This window comes from Arenimonas terrae, from assembly GCF_006265115.1.
Lineage (GTDB): Bacteria > Pseudomonadota > Gammaproteobacteria > Xanthomonadales > Xanthomonadaceae > Arenimonas > Arenimonas terrae.
In genome coordinates, this window is the sequence record NZ_SMDR01000001.1 from 985,424 (window position 1) to 1,005,736 (window position 20,313).

General features: G+C 70.2%; 18 protein-coding genes, 2 tRNA genes and 1 other RNA gene. 8 read left to right on the forward strand and 13 right to left on the reverse strand.

What is annotated here, in order from left to right:
- The first annotated feature begins 13 nt into the window (after positions 1-13).
- Complete coding sequence (locus tag E1B00_RS04720; RefSeq protein WP_139446190.1) at positions 14-484, forward strand: Slp family lipoprotein; 471 nt, start codon at positions 14-16, stop codon at positions 482-484.
- A 7-nt stretch (positions 485-491) separates the two neighbouring features.
- On the opposite strand, the gene E1B00_RS04725 is transcribed toward E1B00_RS04720, so the two are convergent.
- From E1B00_RS04725 to dnaX, 4 genes are read right to left on the reverse strand one after another with little or no spacing between them, the layout of a single operon-like run.
- Complete coding sequence (locus E1B00_RS04725; protein ID WP_139446191.1) at positions 492-833, reverse strand: histidine triad nucleotide-binding protein; 342 nt, start codon at positions 831-833, stop codon at positions 492-494.
- 11 nt (positions 834-844) lie between these two features.
- Complete coding sequence (recR, locus tag E1B00_RS04730; protein ID WP_139446193.1) at positions 845-1,447, reverse strand: recombination mediator RecR; 603 nt, start codon at positions 1,445-1,447, stop codon at positions 845-847.
- 19 nt (positions 1,448-1,466) lie between these two features.
- Positions 1,467-1,793 carry a YbaB/EbfC family nucleoid-associated protein gene (locus E1B00_RS04735; protein WP_139446194.1) on the reverse strand — a complete coding sequence of 109 codons (327 nt, stop codon included), beginning with the start codon at positions 1,791-1,793 and terminating at the stop codon, positions 1,467-1,469.
- Between the two features lie 16 nt (positions 1,794-1,809).
- On the reverse strand, positions 1,810-3,561 hold the full coding sequence (dnaX, locus tag E1B00_RS04740; RefSeq protein ID WP_139446196.1) for a DNA polymerase III subunit gamma/tau: 1,752 nt from the start codon (positions 3,559-3,561) through the stop codon (positions 1,810-1,812).
- A gap of 138 nt (positions 3,562-3,699) precedes the next feature.
- Here dnaX and E1B00_RS04745 point away from each other — a divergent pair.
- Positions 3,700-3,792, forward strand: a tRNA-Ser gene (locus E1B00_RS04745).
- An 82-nt stretch (positions 3,793-3,874) separates the two neighbouring features.
- Positions 3,875-3,971: signal recognition particle sRNA small type (gene ffs, locus E1B00_RS04750), an RNA gene on the forward strand.
- A 248-nt stretch (positions 3,972-4,219) separates the two neighbouring features.
- Here ffs and E1B00_RS04755 read toward each other — a convergent pair.
- Genes E1B00_RS04755 through E1B00_RS04780 form a run of 6 tightly spaced genes read right to left on the reverse strand, consistent with a single transcriptional unit; the run spans position 4,220 to position 7,879 of the window.
- Positions 4,220-4,639, reverse strand: coding sequence for a molybdenum cofactor biosynthesis protein MoaE (locus E1B00_RS04755; RefSeq protein WP_139446198.1), 420 nt, complete (start codon positions 4,637-4,639; stop codon positions 4,220-4,222).
- Complete coding sequence (locus E1B00_RS04760) at positions 4,636-4,872, reverse strand: MoaD/ThiS family protein (protein WP_139446199.1); 237 nt, start codon at positions 4,870-4,872, stop codon at positions 4,636-4,638. Before E1B00_RS04760 ends, E1B00_RS04755 begins: the two co-directional genes overlap by 4 nt.
- Entirely contained in the window at positions 4,869-5,360 is a 492-nt protein-coding gene (moaC, locus tag E1B00_RS04765; RefSeq protein ID WP_139446201.1) for a cyclic pyranopterin monophosphate synthase MoaC, read from the reverse strand. The genes E1B00_RS04760 and moaC overlap by 4 nt, the downstream gene beginning before the upstream one ends.
- A gap of 1 nt (position 5,361) precedes the next feature.
- Positions 5,362-6,381, reverse strand: a complete 1,020-nt coding sequence (moaA, locus tag E1B00_RS04770; RefSeq protein WP_139446203.1) for a GTP 3',8-cyclase MoaA — start codon at positions 6,379-6,381, stop codon at positions 5,362-5,364.
- Positions 6,378-7,133, reverse strand: a complete 756-nt coding sequence (locus tag E1B00_RS04775) for an MBL fold metallo-hydrolase (protein WP_139446204.1) — start codon at positions 7,131-7,133, stop codon at positions 6,378-6,380. The genes moaA and E1B00_RS04775 overlap by 4 nt, the downstream gene beginning before the upstream one ends.
- Positions 7,130-7,879 carry a 3-deoxy-D-manno-octulosonic acid kinase gene (locus tag E1B00_RS04780; protein WP_139446205.1) on the reverse strand — a complete coding sequence of 250 codons (750 nt, stop codon included), beginning with the start codon at positions 7,877-7,879 and terminating at the stop codon, positions 7,130-7,132. The genes E1B00_RS04775 and E1B00_RS04780 overlap by 4 nt, the downstream gene beginning before the upstream one ends.
- Positions 7,880-7,898: 19 nt before the next feature.
- Between E1B00_RS04780 and E1B00_RS04785 the strand changes: the two genes are divergently transcribed.
- From E1B00_RS04785 to E1B00_RS04795, 3 genes are all read left to right on the forward strand, one after another.
- Positions 7,899-8,975, forward strand: coding sequence for a glycosyltransferase family 9 protein (locus E1B00_RS04785; protein ID WP_139446207.1), 1,077 nt, complete (start codon positions 7,899-7,901; stop codon positions 8,973-8,975).
- 99 nt (positions 8,976-9,074) lie between these two features.
- On the forward strand, positions 9,075-11,276 hold the full coding sequence (locus E1B00_RS04790) for a DUF1800 family protein (RefSeq protein ID WP_139446208.1): 2,202 nt from the start codon (positions 9,075-9,077) through the stop codon (positions 11,274-11,276).
- 3 nt (positions 11,277-11,279) lie between these two features.
- Positions 11,280-12,749 (forward strand): DUF1501 domain-containing protein, encoded by a 1,470-nt coding sequence (locus E1B00_RS04795; RefSeq protein ID WP_139446210.1) that lies wholly within the window; start codon positions 11,280-11,282, stop codon positions 12,747-12,749.
- A 9-nt stretch (positions 12,750-12,758) separates the two neighbouring features.
- Here the strand turns inward: E1B00_RS04795 and E1B00_RS04800 are convergent, their stop codons facing one another.
- From E1B00_RS04800 to E1B00_RS04810, 3 genes are all read right to left on the reverse strand, one after another.
- Positions 12,759-13,163 carry a DUF6165 family protein gene (locus E1B00_RS04800; protein WP_139446212.1) on the reverse strand — a complete coding sequence of 135 codons (405 nt, stop codon included), beginning with the start codon at positions 13,161-13,163 and terminating at the stop codon, positions 12,759-12,761.
- Between the two features lie 216 nt (positions 13,164-13,379).
- A tRNA-Ser gene (locus tag E1B00_RS04805) sits at positions 13,380-13,470 on the reverse strand.
- A 68-nt stretch (positions 13,471-13,538) separates the two neighbouring features.
- Positions 13,539-15,464 carry a caspase family protein gene (locus E1B00_RS04810; RefSeq protein WP_176693121.1) on the reverse strand — a complete coding sequence of 642 codons (1,926 nt, stop codon included), beginning with the start codon at positions 15,462-15,464 and terminating at the stop codon, positions 13,539-13,541.
- Positions 15,465-15,656: 192 nt separating this feature from the next.
- Between E1B00_RS04810 and E1B00_RS04815 the strand changes: the two genes are divergently transcribed.
- Together E1B00_RS04815 and E1B00_RS04820 are read left to right on the forward strand one after the other, a co-directional pair.
- Positions 15,657-19,478, forward strand: coding sequence for an autotransporter domain-containing protein (locus E1B00_RS04815; RefSeq protein WP_139446215.1), 3,822 nt, complete (start codon positions 15,657-15,659; stop codon positions 19,476-19,478).
- 132 nt (positions 19,479-19,610) lie between these two features.
- The gene (locus tag E1B00_RS04820; protein WP_139446216.1) at positions 19,611-20,312 is read left to right on the forward strand and encodes a PP2C family protein-serine/threonine phosphatase; all 702 of its coding nucleotides are present in this window, start codon (positions 19,611-19,613) and stop codon (positions 20,310-20,312) included.
- The last annotated feature ends 1 nt before the right edge of the window (position 20,313 follow it).

Genomic DNA, 20,313 nt, shown 5'->3' on the forward strand with positions numbered 1-20,313 from the left:
TCCGGAGAAGCCCATGACCCGTCTTGCCGCGCTGCTGTTCTCCACCCTGCTGCTCGCCGGCTGCGTCAGCGCGCCCAAGGCGCTGCAGGGCGATTTCGCGCCGATCGAGCCTGGCCAGGCCGCGCGCGATGGCCGGGTCGGCGAACGCGTGCGCTGGGGCGGCCGCGTGGTCAGGGTCGAGCCGCTGGCCGACCGCAGCTGCTTCGAAGTGGTGGGCATCCGCGTCGGCAGTGACGGCCGTCCGCTGGCGCGCGACGACGGCAGCACCGGCCGCTTCCTGGCCTGCCGCGCCGGCTTCTACGATCCGGAAGTGTTCCTGCCCGGCCGCGAGGTCACCATTTCCGGCGCCATCGAGGGTTATGAAACCCGCAAGGTCGGCGAATACGACTACCGCTATCCGCGGCTGGCGGCCGACGTGGTCCTCCTGTGGCCCGAGCGCCGCGACGTCGACGTGATCGTCGAGCGTTATCCGGTGTGGTGGTGAGCCGCGCCTAACCCGGCGGCCAGTGCATGGCCCGGCCGGCCAGCAGGTGCAGGTGGATGTGGAACACGGTCTGTCCGCCGTCGCGGTTGCAGTTCATCACCACGCGGTAGCCGTTTTCGGCGAAGCCCTCCTTCTTCGCATAGGCCGCGGCCGCCATCGCCAGGCGGCCGACGACGGCCTCGTCGCCGGCGCCCAGGTCGTTGAGCGTGGGCACCGCGTGCTTGGGGATGAACAGCACGTGCACCGGCGCCTGCGGATGGATATCGCGGAAGGCGAGCACGTGCTCGTCCTCGAAGACGATGTCGGCGGGAATCTCGCGGGCGATGATCTTGTCGAAAATCGTGGCCATGGCGGTCTGCCTCAGGAAGTGATTTCGGTGCGCGAGCCGAAGGCGTGCGCCAGGGTGCCGCGGTCGACGTACTCCAGCTCGCCGCCCAGCGGCACGCCGTGGGCGAGCCGGCTGGGCCGCACCTGCGCCTGGCGCGCCAGCTGCGCGAGGTAGTGCGCGGTGGCCTCGCCTTCGACCGTGGGGTTGGTGGCGATGATCAGTTCGCGCACCTCGCCTGCGGCCAGCCGCTCGGCCAGCTTGTCCAGGCCGAGCTCGCGCGGACCGATGCCATCGAGCGGCGAGAGCCGGCCCTGCAGCACGAAGTACAGGCCGCGGTAGCCGGTGGCGGTCTCGATCGCCAGGCGGTCGGCCGGCGACTCGACCGCGCACAGCAGGCCGCGGTCGCGCGAGCCGCTTGCGCAGATCGCGCACAGCGGCGTTTCGCTGAAATCGCGGCAGGATTCGCAGTGGCCGATGCGCTCGATCGCCTCGGCCAGCGCCCCGGCCAGGCGCAAGCCACCCTCGCGCTCGCGTTCGAGCAGGTGGTAGGCCATGCGCTGCGCCGACTTCTGGCCGACGCCGGGCAGGCAGCGCAGCGACTCGATGAGCTGCTCGAGCAGCGGGGAGGCGCTCACGTCGTGGCGTCGCGGCGGATCAGAACAGGCCCGGAATCTTCATTCCCGGCGGGATCGGCATGCCGGCGGTGGCGGCCGACATGCGCTTGCCGCTTTCTTCGTTGGCCTTGTTGACCGCGTCGTTGAAGGCCGCGGCGACCAGGTCTTCCAGCATCTCCGGGTCGGCGAGCACCGACGGGTCGATGCGCACGCTGCGGCACTCCATCTTGCCGGTCAGGGTGATCTTGACCATGCCGCCGCCGGACTGTCCCAGCACCTCGATGTTGGCCAGCTCTTCCTGGGCCTTCTTGAGGTTGTCCTGCATGCGCTGGGCCTGCTGCATGAGTTGGGCGATGTTGCCTCGCATGATGTGTTCCTTTGGGTCAGTGGTCGTCCAGGGGACGGATGGAATCGGGCAGCACGGTGCCGCCCTGCTGCACCAGGCGGGCGATCACCGGGTCGGCGAGGAAGGCTTCCTCGGCGCCGGCCTGGCGTTCGCCGCGCTGGCGTTCGGTGCGCGCGTGCAGGGTTTCCGAACCGGCCGCCTTGGCCGACTCGAAGCGGATCTGGGGCGGCGCGCCGAGCAGGGCCCCGAGCGCGGCGGCGAGCTGGCGCACCAGGCCGTCGCTGCGCAGGTGGTCGAAGCTGTCGGGCAGCGACAGCTGCAGCACGCCGTCCGCGTGGCCGCAGAAGGCGCTGTGCGCCGCCAGTTCGCGCACCGGGCCCTTGAGGCCGGCGCTGGCGACCAGGGACAGCCAATCTTCGGCGGTGGCGAGGTGGCTGCCGTTCGCGGCGCGCGGCGCAAGGGCCGGTGTGGCCGGTGTGGCCGGTGTGGCCGGTGTGGCCGGTGTGGCCGGTGTGGCCGGCGTGGCCGGCGGGGCGGCAGGCGGCGGAACGACGGCCGGAGAGGCCATCGGCGGAGCCGAAGGGCGGGGGGATTCGCGCGCCGGTTCCGGCGCCGGGGCGGCGGATCGCGCCGGGGCCGAGGCCGCTGACGGCGTTGCCGGGGCGCGCGCGGCGGCGGTCTGCGGCAGCGGCAGCGTGGCCCCGCCCTCGCCCGCCGGCCGGAAGGCCAGCATGCGCAGCAGGCTCATCTCGAAACCGGTGCGCGGGCTGGGCGCGAGCGCCAGGTCGCGGCGGCCGGTGACGGCCATCTGGTACCAGAGCTGCACCAGGTCGGGCGAGAGGCGCGCAGCCAGGCCGGCCACGTCCACCCGCCCGCCGTCGTCGGCCATGCCGGGCACCAGCTGCTGCAGCTGGATCCGGTGCAGCGCGGTCGCCAGGTCCTCGAGCACGTGGCCGAAGTCCGGCGAGAACGCCGCCAGCTCGTCGACCCGCGCCATCAGGCCCGGGCCATCGCCCGCCGCCAGGGATTCGAGCAGGGCTCCGACCTGGGCCCGGTCCACGGTGCCGAGCATGGCGTTGACGGCCGCTTCGTCCAGCTGGCCGCCGGTGTAGGCGATGGCCTGGTCGAGCAGGGACAGGCCGTCGCGCAGGCTGCCGTCGGCGGCGCGCGCCAGCAGCGCGATCGCGCCAGGTTCGGAAGCGATGCCCTCGGCCTGCAGGATGCGGCCGATCTGGCCGCCGATCTGGGCCTCGTCGAGCCGGCGCAGGTTGAACTGCAGGCAGCGCGAGAGCACGGTGACCGGCAGCTTCTGCGGGTCGGTGGTGGCCAGCAGGAACTTCACGTGTTCCGGCGGCTCTTCCAGCGTCTTGAGCAGCGCGTTGAAGGCCGGCTTGGACAGCATGTGCACTTCGTCGATCAGGTAGACCTTGGTCTTGCCGCGCGACGGCAGGTACTGGGCGTTGTCGATGAGGTCGCGCACGTCGTCCACGCCGGTGTTGCTGGCGGCGTCGATCTCGAGCAGGTCGACGTAGCGGCCGGCGTCGATGTCGCGGCAGGCGGCGCATTCGCCGCAGGGCTCGGCGCTGGTGCCGCGCTCGCAGTTGAGTGACTTGGCGAAGATGCGGGCGATCGTGGTCTTGCCGACACCCCGGGTGCCGGTGAACAGGAAGGCATGGTGGACCTTGCCGGTCTCCAGGGCGTTGCTGAGCGCGCGCACCACGTGCTCCTGCCCGACCAGTTCGGCGAAGCGCCGGGGGCGCCATTTTCGGGCGAGCACGAGGTAGGACATGCGGGGGCCTGGGACAGTCGGGACCGACCGCTCCATTGTGCCAACCCCCCCGCCCCCGGGCCAGCAGGAATCGCCGCGCTTGTCCCGGCCTCGGCCGACGGGTATGATTTCCGGCTTGTTTCAGGCGGTTATCTCTGCGGAGAGATGTCCGAGCGGTTGAAGGAGCACGCCTGGAAAGTGTGTATACGGCTAAACCCCGTATCGAGGGTTCGAATCCCTCTCTCTCCGCCACTCTTCATGCCACGGTTGTTTCCGGCCGCGGTCGAGTCAAAAACGGCGCGCCCCCGGTGCGCCGTTCGTTTCAATGGTGGCCCCGTCGGCCCCCCGCGACGCTAGGTCGAAAATCCCGCCAGGGCCGGAAGGCAGCAACGGTATCGGCTGATGCGGGTGCCGGGGTAAGCCGGCGGGGCTACCGCCTTTTCGGGCTGCGCCCGCAAAGGCGGCCCTAAGTTTGCTGCGCAAACCCAGGGTCCCCGTACGCACTTCCGATCCTCGCGCCTGTCGGCGCGCCCCCTTACCAAGGGGGTAAAGTCTGTGCGAACACAGACTTCCCCACGATTCGCTTCGCGAATCGCGGGCCCCGATCTGCACATTCCGATCCCCGCGCCTGTCGGCGCGCCCCCTTACCAAGAGGGCTTCGCAGGTTGCGGCTGCGCGGCTAGTTTTCCGGGTGGAGCCAGGATTGTTCGCCTTCGGCGTATTTCTCGCGCTTCCAGATGGGGACGCGGGATTTGACCTCGTCGATGATCCAGCGGCAGGCCTCGAAGGCCGGGCCGCGGTGGGCGGCGCTGGCGCCGACCCAGACCGCCAGGTCGCCGACGGCGAGTTCGCCGGTGCGGTGCACGCAGGCGGCGGCGCTGATGTCGAAGCGCTGCAGTGCCTCGTCCAGGATGCGTTCGCCTTCGGCTTCGGCCAGTTCGCGGTAGGACTCGTAGAAGAGGCCGCGCACCGCCTGGCCCTCATTGTGGTCGCGCACCCAGCCCTCGAAGCTGGCGTAGGCGCCGGCCTGGTCCGCGAGCAGGCGTTGCCGCAGCGGCGCGATCTCGAAGGGCTCGGCGCTGATCGCGAAGCGCTTCATCCGCCCGACACCGGCGGGATGAAGGCGACCTCGCTGCCCTCGTGCACCGGCGAGTCCCAGGCGGCGAAGGAGCCGTCCACGGCCACGCGCAGGCGTTCGGCCGGCAGGCTGAAACCGTGGCGGGCGCGCAGCTCGTCGTAGAGCCCGCGCAGCGAAGCCGGCAGCGGAAGTTGTTCGCTGTCGCGGCCGGCGGCGTCGCGCAGGCTGGCGAAATACAGCACGGTGATGCTCATGCCCTCGCCTTCCCGACGGTGCGTTTGCCGCCGCGCTTGGCCAGCAGCTTCGCCGGCCCCAGCACGATCGCGTGCGACAGCGCCTTGGCCATGTCGTAGACCGTCAGCGCCGCGACGGTGGCGCCGGTCAGGGCCTCCATCTCGACGCCGGTGCGGTGCGTGGTCTTGACCGCGCATTTAATGCGCAGCGTGCTGTCGGTCGCCCAGGCCACGTCGAAGCGGCAGCCGTCGATCGGCAGCGGATGGCAGAACGGGATCAGCTCGTGGGTGCGCTTGACCGCCATCGTGCCGGCGATGATGGCGGTGTCTACCACCGCGCCCTTGGCCGTGGCCATGCCGGCCTTGCGCAGCGCGCTCGCTACGGCAGCGGGGAAACGCACCCGGCATTCGGCCACCGCCTCGCGCGCGGTCGCGGCCTTGGCGGACACGTCCACCATGGCCGGGCGGCCGGCGGCATCGACATGGGTCAGTGCGGACTTCTTGTTCATCTCAGCCGCCAATGTAGAACATCTCGATCTTCTTCCGGTCGGCCGGCACCTTGGCGCGCTCTTCGCTGTAGCGGTCGCCGCGCAGGCGCCAGAGGCCGGAAAGATGCGCCGCGAGCGCGTCTTCGCCCTCGGCGATGCGTTCGCGCAGGGGCTGGCCACGCGCGGCGAACAGGCAGGTGTAGAGCTGGCCGTCGGCCGAGAGCCGCGCCCGGTGGCAATCGCCGCAGAACGGCTCGCTGACCGAACTGACGAAGCCGACCTCGCCCTGGCCGTCGGCGTAGGCATAACGCGAGGCCACCTCGCCCCGATAGGTCGGCGTCAGCGCGCGCAGCGGCCAGCGTCCGGCGATCCGGTCCCGCAGCTCGGCCGAAGGCACGACGTTCTCGCGGCGCCAGCCGTTGCAGGTGCCGACGTCCATGTATTCGATGAACCGCGGTACGTGCGGGGTGCCGCGGAAACGGCCGGCCAGCGCCAGGGCCTGGTCTTCGTTGACGCCGCGCTGGATCACGCTGTTGATCTTGATCGAACGGAACCCCGCCGACTCCGCCGCCGCCAGGCCCGCCAGCACGTCGCCCAGGTCGCCGCGGCCGCCGGACATCGCGCTGAAGCCGGCGGGATCCAGCGAATCCACACTGACCGTCAGCCGGTGCAGCCCCGCCTCGCGCAGCGCCCGCGCCTGCCCGGCCAGCAGCGAGCCGTTGGTGGTCAGCGCCAGGTCGTCGATGCCGGGAATGCGCGCCAGCCGCGCCACCAGCTCCGGCAGGCCCTTGCGCAGAAGGGGTTCGCCGCCGGTCAGGCGCAGCTTGCTGACGCCCAGCCGGGCGAAGGCGCGCACGGCGGTTTCGATTTCGTCGAAGTCGAGCCGGCGGGCGCGGTCGAGCGCGGTCTCCTCCGGGGTAAGCCCTTCGGGCATGCAGTAAGGGCAGCGGAAGTTGCAGGTCTCGATGACCGACACGCGCAGGTCGCGCAGCGGCCGGCCCAGGCGGTCGCGCGGCAACCCGGTGGAAGGGTACGCGCTCATGGCGAAACCGTGGACGTGGGCTCGGCCAGCGCCAGAACATCGCCAGCCTCCGCGACGCGGTGGCCGCGCGCCCGCAGGGTCTGGCCGTCGGCCTGCGAGGCGTAGTGGTAAAGCACGCAGCGCGACAGCAGCTCGCGCGGATACTCGCGCTCGAGGTCGTCCACACCGCTGTGGGAAGGATTGCCGTGCAGGGCGCAGTCGTGCGCGACCACTTCCCCCGTACCGGCGAACTTCGCCAGCATCTCCGGGATGGGCCGGGTGTCGCCGGTCCAGACCAGGCTGCCGGGAAGGCGCAGCGCGAAGGCGGTGTCGGGAAGGTGGTGGCGCACCGGGAAGACGTCGTACCACTGGCCGCGATGCCAGAAGCCGCGGGTCACCGGCACCAGGTGGAAGGCATCCCACCAGTTGGCGTCGCCCTCGGCCACCACGCCCGGATAGTCGGCCAGCCGCGACTGCAGGTGCGGCAGCACGCCGACCGGCACGTACAGGCGGACCTTGCCGCGCCGCTCCGGATCGAAATAGGTGGCGAAGAACAGCCGCTCGAGTCCCGCCACGTGGTCCATGTGCACATGGGTGATGAACAGCGCGTCGGGCAGCGAGGCGTAATGCGCCTGGAAGGCAGTGAGCGCTTCCTGGCCGCAGTCGATCATCAGCTCGGGCCGGCCGGCGCGTTCGATCACCGCCGAGGCCGAACCCAGGGTCACCGCCGACTGCGAATTGCCGACCCCGAGGAAACGCAGCGACCAGGTCATGCCGGTGCTCCCGCGAATTCCCGGCCATAGGCGTCCAGCAGCCGCGCGTAACCGGGCCGCCAGCCGTCGCCGCCGGCGGAAAGTTTGGCCAGCGACCGCGCCAGGCGGTCGAGGTTGGCCTGGCGCCAAGCGCCGTCGGCGCCGCGGCGCCGGCTGCGGTCGAAATCGATCAGCCAGGGCGCGCCCGCGCCGTCGAGCAGGATGTTGTGGGCGTTGAGGTCGGCGTGGTCGAGGCCGGCGCGATGGAAACGCGCGAGCATGGCGCCGACCGACTCCCAGGGCGCGTCGTCAGGCTCCTTCGACAGCCACGATGCCAGCGCCCGTGCGCCGGGGATGCGTTCGACCAGGATCGCGGCGCCGTAGTGCAGGCCCTTGCGCCAATAGCCGGCCAGCAGCGGCGCGGGCGCCGGCAGGTGCTCGGCGCGAAGCGCCGCCAGCAGCCGGAATTCAGCCAGGCAGCGCACGCGCGCTTCGCCGAGCCAGAAGTAGCGCGACCGGCCCAGCCGGGCCGCGAGCCCACCGCGGCGGTAGTGCCTGAGCACCGCGTCCCCGAACTCACCGTGCACGAACCAAGCCGCACCGCGGCCTCCCTCCTGCACCGGCGAGGCCGACGCCTGCCAATGGGCGGGATCGAGCATCTCCGGCGCGGCTTGCCGCAGTCGCGCCGGGTCGAACACAATCGCCCCTGTTCCGCGCGCATCGCGGAAGGGCTGTCGGATCTCGACGGCGGCGGACGTGACTCCCATTCCAGGCCAGTTTAACCAAATGCCCGTGATCCCCGCGCCGCGATCGCTCTGCCTGCTGCGCCTGTCCGCCCTGGGCGACGCCACCCATGCCGTCGCTCTGGTGCGCGCGCTGCAGCACGCCTGGCCGCAGCTGCCGATCACCTGGGTCATCGGCAGGGGCGAAGCGAAGCTGCTCGAAGGCCTGGAGGGCGTCGAGTTCATCGTCTACGACAAGAAGGCCGGACTGGCCGGCTGGCGTGCACTGCGCATGCAGCTCGCCGGCCGCCGCTTCGACGTGCTGCTGAACCTGCAGCTGGCCCTGCGCGCGAGCCTGGTGTCGACCGCGATCGAGGCCGAGCGCCGCATCGGCTACGACCGGGCGCGCAGCAAAGAAGGCCATTCGCTGTTCATCAACGAACGCGTGCCGGCCGGCGGCCACCACGTGCTAGACGCCTTCCTGCAGTTCCTGCTGCCGCTGGGCTTGACGCCAGGCCCGGTGGAGTGGCGGCTGCCGGTTCCGGACGAGGCCCACGCCTGGGCTCGCGAGCAGCTGCCCGGCGACGTCCCGACCCTGCTGGTCTCGCCCTGCTCCAGCCACCCGCTGCGCAACTGGCGCCCGGAACGGTATGCCGCCGTCGCCGACCACGCCGCGGCGAACGGCTGGCGGGTGGTGATCTGCGGCGGCCGAAGCGTGCTGGAGCGGCAAACCGCGGACCAGATACTGGCCACGATGCGGCACCCGGCCCTGGACCTGGTCGGCAAGGACACCCTGAAGCAGCTGCTGGCCCTGCTGCAGCGCGCCACCCTGGTGCTGACGCCCGACTCCGGCCCGACCCACATGGCCAATGCGATGGGCACGCCAGTGCTGGGCCTGCACGCCTGCACCGACGCGGAGCGGTCCGGTCCCTACTCCGACCGCCGCTGGACGGTGAACCACTACGACGCCGCCGCCCGCCGGTTCCTCGGCAAACCGGCCAGCGCGCTGCGCTGGGGCCGGCGCGTAGAGTTCCCCGGAGTGATGGACCTGATCCCCGTGGACGAGGTGATTGCGCGCTTCGACGCCTTTGTCGCCGCGCCTCCGGGGCCGTCCCTCGCCGGCCGACCGTCGGGGAATTGAGCGCGCCGGCGAAAAAATGTGAACTTGTTCACGTTTTTTGTCGGGCCGGACTGTAAACGTGTGCTGAACCCCGCGACCCTCTCCCCCCGGAGCCGCTCGATGCGTCACCCCCAATTCCGCCTGGCGGTCGCCGCCGCCCTGCTCCTACCCTGTGCGCCGCTGGCGGCGCAGACCCTTCCCAACCTGACCGCCTTCAACAGCACGGCCGTCGCCGGCCACAGTGGCCAGTGCCTGGAAGTGCCCAATGCCAGCACAGCGGCCGACGTCCAGCTGACCCAGAACACCTGCAACGGCCGCCCCGAACAGGTGCTGCGCGTGCTGCCGGTCAACGGCTACGCCCAGGTCGCGAGCCTGCGCACCAGCGCCGGCTTGTGCCTGGCCGCCCGCGCCGGAGCCACCGAGAACGGCACGGCCGTCGTGCAGATGGCATGCAACAACGCCAGCAGCCAGCGCTTCCGGCTCGAAGGCCTGGCCAGCACCACGAACTTCCAGATCCGGCACCTCACCTCCGGCCGCTGCCTGGACGTGACCTGGGCCTCCACCCGCACCGGCACGCCGATCCACCTGTGGGACTGCAAGCAGCCTCCGTCCGTCAGCAACCAGCAGTGGACCCTGGGCGGCGCGGCCGCCGGCGGATTCACCACCAGCCTGCCGGTGCCGGCGAACCAGGCCGAGGCCTCGCGCTTCCTGCAGCAGGCGAGCTATGGCGCGACGATGCCCGAGATCCAGCGGGTGGTGTCGCTGGGTTACGCCGGCTGGATCGACGACCAGATCGCCCGTCCGGCCAGCCTGCACCTGGCGCTGCACCAGACCCTGCACAACGAGCTGATGCCGCACCTGAGCATCCAGTCCGACCGCGACTGCGTCTTCTCCTGGGGCTGCAACCTCAGCCGCCATGACGCCTGGACCCATATCGCCGTGTACGGAGAAGACCAGTTGCGGCAGCGGGTCGCCTTCGCGCTGAGCCAGTTCTTCGTGATTTCCGACGTCAGCGACAACGTCGGCTACTCGCACTTCGCGGTGAGCGACTACTACGACACCCTGGCGGTCAACGCCTTCGGCAACTACCGCACCCTGCTCGAAGAGGTCACGCTGCATCCGCTGATGGGCCGCTACCTGGGCATGCTGCAGAACGAGAAGGCCGACCCGCGCCAGAACACCGAACCGGACGAGAACTTCGCCCGCGAGGTGATGCAGCTGTTCTCGATCGGCCTGGTCGAGCTCAACACCAATGGCACGCCGCGGCTGGATGGCCAGGGCAACACCATCCCTACCTACGACAACACGCGCATCACCCATCTGGCGCGCGCGCTGACCGGCTGGAACTTCGGCAATGCAGCGCGCTGGTGGGACTGGGAGGACACGGTGAAGCTGCCGGGCCTGATCACCCCCATGAGCGCCTGGCCGACCTACCACGACACCGGCGCCAAGACCCTGCTGCGCGGCGCCAACCTCGCCTCCGGCGGCACCGCCGAGGCCGACCTGGACGCCGCACTGGACAACCTGGCCGAACATCCCAACGTCGGCCCCTTCCTCGGCCGGCACCTGATCCAGCGGCTGGTGACCAGCAATCCTTCGCCGGCCTACGTGCAGCGCGTCGCCAATGTGTTCAACAACAACGGCCAGGGCATCCGCGGCGACCTGGGCGCGGTCGTGCGCGCCATCCTGCTCGATCCGGAGGCGCGCGACCTGGCGCTGGCCGCCGCCGACGACTACGGCAAGGTCAAGGAGCCGATGCTGCGCCTGACCGCGATCTGGCGCGCGTTCAACGCCCAGGGCCAGGCCGTCGCCGGCCCGGGCGGCGCGACCACACGCGCACTGCTGCGCAACCGCGGCGCGGGCCCGGACATGGGCCAGACGGTGATGTCCTCGCCCTCGGTCTTCAACTTCTACCGGCCCAACTACCAGCCCTCCGGGGACCTCCGTCAGCGCGGGCTGTACGCGCCTGAGCTGCAGATCCTCAACGAGGCGACGGCGATCTCGACCTTCAACCACCTGCACGGCCGCCTCTTCCAGATGGACCGCGACGACACCAGCCTGCCCGCGACCGTCAACGACGCACGTTTCTACACCGCACGCATGCGCCTGAACCTGAGCACCGAGAAGTCGCTGGCGATCGCGCCCGGCGCGCTGGCCGACCGGCTCAACCTGCTGCTGATGGCGGGCCGCATGTCGCCGGCGATGCGCCGGATCCTGGTCGAATCGGCCAGCGCCACCTCCATGGCCGACCATGGCGGCGATCGGGTCGAGGACATGATCTTCCTCATCGCCGCCTCACCCCAGTTCGCCGTGCAGAGGTAAGCCATGAGCCACCACGACGCCCGCGGCTCGCGCCGCCGCTTCCTCGCCCGCTCAGTCCAGATCGCGCTGGGCAGCGCCGCCGCCTTCGCCACGATGGGCCGCCTGCAGATGGTGCAGGCCGCCACCGGCGGCCTCGGCGGCGACGACGACTACCGTGCCCTGGTCTGCGTCTACCTGTTCGGCGGCAACGACAGCTTCAACATGGTGGTGCCGCGGACCGCTTCGGCCTACAGCAACTACCAGGCGGCTCGCCCCAACCTCAGCATCCCGCAGGCGAACCTGCTGCCCATCACGCCGCTGTCGGGCGCCGGCGGCGTCGAATGGGGCCTGCATCCGGCGATGCCGGAAATGCGGTCGCTGTTCGAGTCCGGGCACGCCGCCCTGCTGGCCAATGTCGGCCCGCTGGCCGCGCCGACCTCGAAGCTCGACTACGAGGCCCGGCGGGTGCCGCTGCCGCCGCAGCTTTTCTCGCATGTGGACCAGCAGGCCTACAGCATGTCGATGGGCAGCGAGACGGCCGCCCGCGCGGGCTGGGGTGCCCGCATCGCCGATCGTCTGGCCGCGTCGGGCCAGTACCTCGGCGGTGCGCTGCCGACCAACATCTCGATCTCGGGTTCGAACATGTGGCAGGCCGGCGCCGCGGACGGCGTCTACGCGATGAACAGCACCGGGCCGATCCGCATCAACGACACGCTGCGCGATTCGACCTGGTCGCGCGTGGTGCCGCGGCGCGACGCCTTCTACAAGCTGCTCGACGCCGCCAAGCGCGAAAGCTCGATCTTCACCCGCGAACACGCGCGCATCAGCGAACGCGCCATCGCCTTCAGCGAGCTGGCCCACACCGCCCTGAGCAATACGCCGCCGCTCACGACGCCCTTCCCGCCCGCGGGCGAGAACCGGCTGGCCGACTCGCTGCTCACCGTGGCGCGTACCATCGCCGCCCGCAGGCAGCTCGGGCAGAAGCGGCAGGTGTTCTTCATCGGCGTCGGCGGCTGGGACATGCACGACAACATGCTCTCGGACCACACCGAGCTGCTGGGCCTGATCAGCCGCTCGCTGGCGCTCTTCCACAGCGCGACGGTGGAACTGGGTGTGTCCCAGCAGGTGACCACGTTCACCATGACCGACTTCGGCCGCACGCTGAACAACAACGGAGACGGCACCGACCATGGCTGGGGCGGGCACAGCTGGCTGATCGGAGGCGACGTCGTCGGCCGGAAGATCTACGGCCAGATGCCCGAACTGCGGCTGGGCGCCGCGCTGGACGTCGGCCGTGGCCGGATCATTCCGACCACGTCGATCGACCAGCTCGGCAGCACGCTGGCGCGCTGGTTCGGCCTGCGCTACGGCGACGCGGTGGACATCTTCCCGAACCTGCGCAATTTCGGCAGCGGCGCCGACTACCTGCCGATGCTGGCGAGCAGCAATCGGCTGATCAACGAGGTCGACTTCGAACGCCGCACCATGCGCTGAGCGCGCGGACTACCGGGACGGCGCCCGGTAGTCCTCGTAGGACTTCTCCTCGACGTAGGCCGAGCCCAGGGCGAGGTTGATGTCCTTCTTGATCTTCGCGCGCTCGTCGTTCTCGAAATAAACGGCGCGCGCCAGCCGCACGAATTCGGCGTCGAAGGCATGGGCCTTCTCCTTCAGGCGGATGTCGTCCTCGATCACCCACAGGCGCTCGTTGACGGCCTTGAGGGCGGCGCGCAGGCCGGCGATGTCGGTTTTCGAGGCCGGATGGGCCGCCCAGGTGCGGTCGAGCGCGTCCAGCTCCTTGCGCACGTTCGCCAGCTTGGACGGGTCGGACATGCGTTCGGACTTGATCTGCAGGATGGCGATCTTGTCGAGCAGCTCGCCGAAGGAGACGGGGACTTGGATTTCGGACATGGGGAAGGGGCTCCGTTTTCGCCGCTCAGTGTACGTGATGGTCCGGGAGGGATTGCGGGGGGCTGTCCTGCCCCCCGCCCGACGTTCGTCGGGTGCGCCTTCGGCGCCCGCGATTCGTTCCGGACGAATCGCTCGAACCCTGGCTCGGAACCGGCACCGTCCCTCTCCGCCAGATCAAATAAAAAGGGGCCCTTGCGGGCCCCTTTTTATTTGATCTGGCGGAGAGGGAGGGATTCGAACCCTCGGTGCGCTATAAACGCACGCCTGATTTCGAGTCAGGTACATTCAACCGCTCTGCCACCTCTCCGGACCCGGCGCAGCGGTCGCAACCGCCGGGCCGCGAATTATAGGGGGCCGGCGGCCTCTCCGCCAGCCTCAGGGTCCGGCGGCGCTACCGCCACCCCGCGGCAGGAAGAAGAACTCGCCGCTTTCGTGGCCGGCGTAGCGGATCGGCGAGTATTCGGGGACCTGCGGCACCGGCGAATTGATCGCCCCCAGGGCCAGCGAGCTCGATACTTCCTGGTACAGGCGCTGGGCCTCCAGCAGGCGGTTGTTGTCCTGCAGGACGTTCAGGAAGGCCCGGGCGAAGTAGCTGTGCCGCCCGGAGCCGGTGTCGGGCACGGGCATCACGCCACCCGAGGTAAGGGCCGTGCGGGAGCGCCCGTTGGCCATGGTCTTGACCCAGGTCGCCCACTTCTCCGGCGGCATCGAGCCGGCATCGAAGGTCGGCGCCGAGGCCCGGGTCATGGTGCCCGAATAGCAGGAGTCGGCGACCACCAGCACGTGCTTGGCCGCGATGGTGTTGAGGATGTCGCTGATCGCCGCGTTCGAGATCCAGGTCTTGCTGGCGCCGGCGGCGCCGTCGGTCGGCACCCAATAGCCCTGGCCCGCGGCGTCCACCTCACCGTGGCCGGCGTAATAGATCAGCAGGTTGTCCTCGGGCTTTAGCTTCTCGCGCATTTCGTTGAGCGCGGTCAGGATCTCCAGCCGCCCGCCGTTGAGCACCAGGCTGGTCTGGTAGCCGTAGCGTGACTTGAGCAGGGCCGCGACCGCGTTGGCGTCGTTGGCGGCGCTCTTGAGGGTGGCGTAGTTGGGATCGCGGTAGCTGTTGTTGCCGATCACCACGGCGTAATAGCGGCCGAGCTTCACATCGCGCGGCAGGTCGCCGGCGGCGGCCGGTGCCGTTGCCCCGGCACTGGCCGCCGAGGCGGCCTGCGGCAAGAGGGTGAAGGCCAGCTCGGCGCGCGCGCCGGCCCGGTCGATCGCCGCGACCTGGACCTGGGCGCCACCGGCCGGCACGTCCACCTTGGCGCTGAAGCCGCCGTTGGCGTTCAACGGTGCCGGCTGCCCATTCACCGTGATCTGCCGAACCAGCTGCGGCGCGGTCACCCGTCCAACCACCTGGCGCTGGCCGGGGCCGCCGCGGTACACGGCGGTATTGCGACCGCGCGTGGCGACGAACACCGGGTCGAGGATCTCCAGCATCGGCGCCGCGGCATAGGTGCCGCCGGCGGCACCCGCCCGGCTTTCCAGCGCGACCAGCTGGGTGCGCTGGCTGTTGATCTGTTCCTCCTGCGCCAGCAGCTGGTTCTCGAGCAGCTTGGTCAGGTCGTCGTCCTGCCGCTGCCGGGCCTGTGCCAGCTTGGCCTGGGTTTCGCCGAGCTGTCGCTGCGCTTCCTGGAGGGCGCTGCGCCGCTGCGCCAGCTCCTTCTGCAGCTGCTGCACCTGCTGGCGCAGGGCGGCGGATTCGGCCTCGCCCTCCTGCACTTGCTGCTGCAGGCCGGTGATCTGCTCGTCCTTGGCCTTGATCTGCACCTGCACGACCGAGGCGTACAGCAGCTCGTCCTGGATGCCGGAGGCCTCGCGGTAGAGATTGAGCGCCATCGCCTGGTCCTGGGCCACGCCCAGGCCCTGCTCGTACAGGTAGCCGAGGTTGATCTTCGCGCGGCCGTAGCCCTGGTCGGCGGCCTTCTTGAACCACTGGAAGGCCATGCCGTAATCGGGCGCGGTGCCCAGACCCTTCGAGTAGATCTCGCCGACGTTGTTCTGCGCTTCGGCGCTGCCCGACATTGCACCTTCCAGCCAGACCTTGAGCGCAGTCTGGTAGTTGGCGCGGTCGTAGGAGACGTATTCGCCGCCGCGGATCTCGCATTCGGCCTGGGTCGTGCGCACCGGGCGGCGCGCGCTGAGGAAGGTCGCCTGGCGGCCGAGCTTGCGGATCTGGCCGGGCAGCAGGCAGTCGACGATCAGCAGGTCCTCGGCATTGCGCACCGCGGCATGCGCGGGCGCGGGCGCGGGCACGGACCCGACAGCAAAAGCGAACAGGCCAGCCGAGACACTAACGAAAAGTCGGGAACGAACCGGACATTGGGTACGCACGATCATGGGCATGGCTCCAGAGGAAGCTATGCGACCCGCGCCGAGGCCCCTTGCAGCGGCGCGTCAGCCGCTATACTCGAGTCGGGGTTATAGCCGCATTCCAGGGGAAAAGCGATGGACTTCTGCAGCGACGCGGCGACTCGCCGACGGACGGCGCACCGGCTCACCGGCCGGATCTTCAACGGCGTGGCGCTCTTCCTGCTTGCGCTGCTTTCCTTGGCCTGGAGCGGCGAATCGCTGGCGCAGAGCTGCGACTTCGTCAACGTCGACCCGGCGCCGAGCAAGCTCGGCCTGCCAAATACATCGGTCAGCTTCACCTTCCAGGCGCAGACCGCCTGCGCCGGCACGGTCACCGGCACCATCGCGATCACCACCGACTCCACCGGCGGCGCGACCGCGCCGACGACCTTCAGCGCGATCCTGGACACCGACGAGACTTTCAGCGTTCTGCTGGGCCCGACGCCCGGCGGCACCGGCACGGTGGTGGTCACCTGCCTGGTCGGCGGCTGCGCCGGCGACACGCTGACCTACACCTTCGGCACCAACAACGACTTCGACTACATCGCCAACGTGCCCACGCCGGTGGTGGCGAACCAGATCACGCCGTTCACGCTGGGAACGAATCTGCAGTTCAACGGCGCACCCGGCGCGCTGGCGACCACCTTCACCAACATCACCAACCCTGCCAACTACGGCACGGTCAATCCTGATGGTGCCGGCGATGCCGACATCACCCAGAGCATCTTCACCGCCGGCAATATCGTCGTGCGCGGTACGTTGAACTGCCCGGTCGCGTTCGTGCTCGAAGGTTGCGCCGCGGTGGCGCCGGTCGACATGCCGGTGCAGATCGAACCGGTGCAGCTGCTGGTGGTCGGCTCGAACACGCCGAGCACGCCCTCGGGCACGCCGCTCACGCTGACCACCGACTACGGCAGCGCCAGCATCCCGGCCGCCGACGGCACCAACATCACTTGGAGCGTGACGGCCCAGCCCGCCGGCGGCGACGGCGCAGTCGCGGGCAATGCCGTGCTGTCGGGCGAAAGCACGGCGACCTTCACCGCCACGGTGCCCGGCACCTACACCGTAAACGCCAACAGCGGCTGCACGTTCTGCGCAACCTCGCAGCAGAACTTCACCGTCACCGTCACCGCCCTGCCCTACACCCTGGTGGCCGGAAGCGCGAATCCGGCGACCGGCACCGTCGGCAGCCCGACCGCCTTCACCGTGCACCTGGAACAAGGCGGCACGCCGGTAAACGCCGCCACCATCCAGTGGTCGGCCAATGCACCCTTCGCGCCGGCGACCTTCACCAGCGGCACCAATGCGACCGGCGATGCCACCGCCAGCTTCACGCCGTCCGCCGCCGGCAGCTTCACCGGCGTGGTCACCGCGACCTTCGATCCGGACGGCGTGCCGGCCAGCGGCGATGAACTCAGCGTCGCCTTCGACGCCAATGTCGCCGCGGTGCCGACGCTGGTGGTCAACAGCGGCGACAACCAGACCACGACGGTGGGCAGCAACTTCCCGGCCGTGCTGTCGGTGACGGCGGAAAACAGCGGCGTCGCGGCGGTCGGCGTCACCATCAACTGGGTCGTCACGTCCGGCAGCGCCACCATCACCCCCAGCGGACCGACGGATGCCTTCGGCGAAGCGCACCTGAGCGTGACGCCGACGGCCCCGGGCCCGATCACCGTCAGCGCCACGCGCCAGGACGCGCCGGCAGCGACGGTGAACTTCACCAACCTGCTGGCCACCGCGCTGCCGTTCACGCTCAACACCGTTAGCGCCAATCCGGCCACCGGCACCGTCGGCACGCCGATCGCCTTCACGGTGCGCCTCGAGCAGGGCGGCACGCCGGTGAACGCCGCGACCGTCCAGTGGTCCGCGACCGCGCCGTTCGCGCCGGCGACCTTCGCCAGCGGCACCAATGCCGCGGGTGACGCCGTCGCCAGCTTCACGCCGTCCGCGGCGGGCAGCTTCACCGGCGCGGTCACCGCGACCTATGACCCCGACGGCGTGCCGGCCAACGGCGACGAGGTCAGCATTTCCTTCGACGCCAACGTCGCCTTCGTCGCGACCCTGGCCGCGACTGCCGGCGGCGGCCAGAACGCCCTGGTGAACACCGCATTCGCGCTGCCGCTGCAGGTGACCGCGCTCAACAGCGGCATCCCCGCGGTCGGCGTGACCATCAACTGGACCGTCACCGGCGCGGCCACCCTGGTGCCCGGCGGTGCGACCGACGGCGCGGGCAACGCCACCGCCACCGTGACCGCCGGCGCCACGGCGGGCCCCGTGACGATCACCGCGGCGCGCCAGGACGATCCGACCGCCACCGCCGTGTTCAACCTGACCGTGGATGCCCTCGGTGCCCTGGCGATCGTTTCCGGCGACGGCCAGACGCTGGCTGCAGGCGTCGCCTCCGCGCCGCTGGAAGTCGAACTCAGGGACGCCGGTGGCCTGCCCGTCGCTGGCGCCACGATCAGCTGGAGCGCCACGGCCGGCACGCTGGCCAACGCCACCACCACCACCGATGCCGCCGGCATCGCCAGCAATACCGTCACCGTCACCACGGCGGGCGCGGTGGACGTCACCGCCAGCTCGCCGCTGGCGGCGGCACCGGCGGTGTTCTCGCTCAACGGGGCGCTGTCCAGCCTGCCCGGGCTGAGCGTGCTGCAGGTCGAAGTGGCGAACGCCATCGACAATGCCTGCCCGGCCCTGGCGGCCCTGCCCAGCCGCACGCCGGCCCAGCAGGACCTGCTGCAGCGCTGCCAGGAACTGACCGCCGCCGCCGGCATCGATCCGCCGGCGGCGATCGGCGCCATCGACCAGCTGATGGCCGATGTCGCCCTCACCCAGGCCAATGCCGCCTTCAGCGCGCTGCAGTCTCAGTTCCAGAACCTCAAGACCCGCATCGCGGCGCTGCGCAGCGGCACCAATGGCACCAGCTTCGGCGGCCTGGCGCTGAACACGCCGGCCGGCCCGATCTCGCTGGGCTCGCTGGGCGCCGCCTTCGGCGCGGTCGAAGAACCGGCCGAAGTCGGCACCGACTTCAGCCGCTGGGGTTTCTTCGCCGCCGGCACCATCGGCCGCGGCGAGGCCGATCCCGGCCAGCGCAATCCCGCCTACGACTTCGACATCGAAGGCCTGACCGCGGGCGTGGACTACCGCAAGAACGACAAGTGGATTTTCGGCGCCTCGCTCGGCTACACGCGCCAGGACACCCAGCTGCCGGGCGAACGCGGCGGCCTGGACACCAACGGCTGGACGGTGTCGGCGTACACGACCTTCTACCAGCAGGACAGCTGGTACATGGACGGCGTGGTCACCTGGGGCCGCAACGACTACGAACTGCTCCGGCGCATCCGCTACACCCTGCCGCTGGCCGGCGGCGGCACCACCAGCGTGGACCAGACGGCGCGCGCCGATGCGTCGGGCGACCTGCTCTCCACGGCCACCACGTTCGGCCGCGACTTCAACCGCGGCGCCTGGGGCATCGGCCCCTACGGCCGCCTGCTGTACACCCGGGTCGGCTTCGATGCGATCAACGAAACCCTGCAGGCCGGCGAGCCGGGCAGCGGCCTGGGCCTGCGCATCGAGAACCGCGACGTCACCTCGCTGGCCAGCGTGCTCGGCGGCAAGTTCACCTACACGCACAGTGCGGACTGGGGCGTGCTGATCCCGCACCTGCAGCTGGAGTGGGAGCACGAGTTCAAGGACGACCCGCAGGCGGTGGAAGCGCGCTTCATCAACGACCCGACCGGCACGGCGATGGTGGTGCGCGGCGACCCGCTCGACACCGACTACTTCCGCCTGGGACTGGGCCTGTCGATGGTGCTCACCGAAGGCCGCTCGGGTTTCTTCTACTACGAGCAGCTGGTGGGCCGGAACGGCATGTCGCAGTGGAACCTCGCGCTCGGTCTGCGCATGGAGTTCTGAGCCATGCCCCGCAAGCCGTCGGCGCTTCACACCGGCTTCGCCGCCCGGGCCGCGCTTGCGGCCCGGCGCCCGGCGAACGCATGATGGCGGCCATGACCGCCCCACCTTCGACCTGACGACCCGGACCTACGGATGATCGAATTCGGGCATCTCAGCCACGTCGGACTGCGCCGCGAGCTGAACGAGGACACCTACTACGGGGACGCCGAGCTGGGCCTGTGGCTGGTGGCGGACGGCATGGGCGGTCACGAGTTCGGCGAAGTCGCCAGCGCCCTGGCGCGCGACGCGGTGGTGCGCGAGGTCCGCGCCGGCCGCAGCCTCACCGACGCGATCCGCCGCGCCGACGAGGACATCATCCGGCACAGCCGCCAGCGCGCCGAAAGCCTGCCGATGGGCACCACCATGGTTGCCCTGCGCATCCACGACAACCGCTTCGAGCTGGCCTGGGTCGGCGACAGCCGCGCGTATCTGTGGAATGGCCAGCTGCGGCAGCTGTCGTCCGACCACAGTTATGTGCAAGAGCTCATCGACCAGGGCGCCATCACCGCCGAACAGGCGCGCGCGCATCCGCACCGCAACGTCGTGACCCAGGCCCTGGGCGTCACCGACCCGCAGAACCTGAAAGTCGAAACCCTGTCGGGCGAACTTCGTCCCGGCCAGCAGCTGCTGCTGTGCAGTGACGGCCTGACCGAGGAAGTGGACGATGCCAGCATCGGCGCCCTGCTCGCCAAGACCGACCTGTCGGCGCAGGAGTGCGTGGACCACCTGGTGTCGGCCGCCCTCGATGGCGGCGGTTCGGACAACGTCACCGTCATCCTGCTCCGGCGCAGCTAGG